The organism is Variovorax sp. P4_D9, assembly GCF_056401695.1.
In genome coordinates this window covers 1-1777 of sequence record NZ_JBFUIU010001296.1, presented here as the reverse complement: position 1 = coordinate 1777, position 1777 = coordinate 1, and the positions used below count along the sequence as shown (strand labels likewise).

The following is a 1777-nucleotide window of genomic DNA, read 5'->3' as shown; positions in this document are numbered from 1 at the left end:
CCCACGCCGGTACCGCACACCATGATGCCGCGATCGGCCTCGCCCGTGACGATCTTCGCTGCCACCGCGCGCGCGACGTCGGGAAAGTCGACGGGCTTGTCGTCGTAGCAGCCGACGTCGATGACGGGGTGGCCGAGCTTGGCGATGTGGGCGACGACGGCGCTTTTCAGCACCCAGCCGGCGTGGTCCGAGCCTATGACGAGACGCATGGGTTCCTCCTGGGGTTTGGGTTGATTCAGGGACGCATGTTCGCGGGCAGGTCGCTGCCGTGGAACTTCTTGTAGATGGCGTTGAGCTTGCCGTTCGCGAGATTGGCCGTGACCCACTCGTTGAGCTTGGTGACCATCCGCTCCTCGCCCTTCTTGACGCCGATCGCCAGATCGAGATTGCGCAGCACGATCTTCTGCTCGAAGGGGCGCTGGGGATTCTTCGTGGTGATCTGGTTCATGATCGTCACCGAGGTCGAGACGATGTCGGCCTGGCCGCTCACGCCGGCGGTCACCATGGTCGCGTCGTCGTCATAGCGCACGACCTTGAAGTCCCGGTCCTTCGCCAACTGGGTGAGTTCGGTGTCTTGCGTGGTACCGCGCGTCACGGTGACCGACTTGCCCTTGAGGTCGGGCCAGTCCTTGATCGCGAGGTCCTTGCGGGCGCCGATCACCGAGACCAATGCGGCATACGGCTTCGAGAAGTCGATGACCTTCTGGCGCTCGGGCGTCACCGAAAGGGTCGAGACCACGATGTCGGCCTTGTCGGTCTGCAGGTTCGGAATCCGCGTGGCGCCGGTGGTCTGGACGAACTCGAGTTCGAGGCCCCAGTCCTTGGCGAGCAGTTGGGCGGTCTCGACGTCCGAGCCGGTGGGCTTGAGGTCCTTGTCGAGCATGCCCGACGGCGGGATCGAGAAGTCCGTCGCGATGCGGATCTTCTTGGCCTTCATGACGTTGTCCAGCACGTCCGCATGGGCGACTGCGGTGATGGCGAGGCAGGCGGCAACGCACAGGACGGAAAGGGAACGGACTGCTTTCATGTTTCTCTTGTCTCCAGGGTTTCAGAAAGGGCCAGGCCTCACAGCTCGCTGGCCACGAATTGCCGAAGCTCGGCGGTTTGGGGTGATGACAGGATCTCGGGGCCGCCACGCTCCCAGACCCTGCCGCGGTGCATGAACAGGACCTGGTCCGCGACCTTGCGCGCGAAGGCCATCTCGTGCGTGACCATGACCATCGTCATGCCGCCCGCCGCCAGGTCCTCGATGACGCGCAGCACCTCGCCGGTGAGCTCCGGGTCGAGCGCCGAGGTCACTTCGTCGAACAGCATGACCTTGGGCTGCATCGCCAGCGAACGGGCGATGGCGACGCGCTGCTGCTGGCCGCCGGACAGCTGCTCGGGATAGTAGGACGCCTTCTCCGCCAGGCCGACCTTGGCGAGAACCGCGTGCGCGAGCGTCCGCGCGGCCGGCTTTGAAAGCCCCTTGACCGATCGGGGCGCCAGCATGATGTTCTGCTCGATCGTCAGATGCGGGAACAGGTTGTAGCTCTGGAAGACGATGCCGACGTCGAGCCGCAGGGCCTTCAGGTCGATGCCCGTGGCATCGACGCGATGGCCGCAGACCTCGATCTCGCCRCTGTCGATGCGCTCGAGCCGGTCGATGCAGCGCAGGGCGGTGCTCTTGCCCGAGCCGCTGCGCCCGATGATCGCCGTCACCGCGCCGCGACCGACTTCGAAGCCGACGCCTTCGAGCACCTTCAGCGAACCGAAGCTCTTGTGGACGTCGTGCAGG

At 65.3% G+C, this 1777-nt stretch carries 3 protein-coding genes; all 3 read right to left on the bottom strand.

From position 1 onward, the window contains the following. Positions 1-209 (bottom strand): RpiB/LacA/LacB family sugar-phosphate isomerase (locus AC1DY5_RS54150; protein ID WP_478122443.1); only part of this gene is annotated, 209 nt, incomplete at its 3' end. Between the two features lie 26 nt (positions 210-235). Continuing rightward, complete coding sequence (locus tag AC1DY5_RS54145) at positions 236-1027, bottom strand: transporter substrate-binding domain-containing protein (RefSeq protein ID WP_478122442.1); 792 nt, start codon at positions 1025-1027, stop codon at positions 236-238. 38 nt (positions 1028-1065) lie between these two features. Then, a complete protein-coding gene (locus AC1DY5_RS54140; protein ID WP_478122441.1) occupies positions 1066-1776 on the bottom strand; it encodes an amino acid ABC transporter ATP-binding protein in 711 nt (236 codons plus the stop codon). Position 1777: the final 1 nt, after the last annotated feature.

What these genes read in the sequence shown, in the direction of transcription:
- AC1DY5_RS54145 (WP_478122442.1), bottom strand. Translation starts at nt 1,027, where the DNA reads ATGAAAGCAGTCCGTTCCCTTTCCGTCCTGTGCGTTGCCGCCTGCCTC.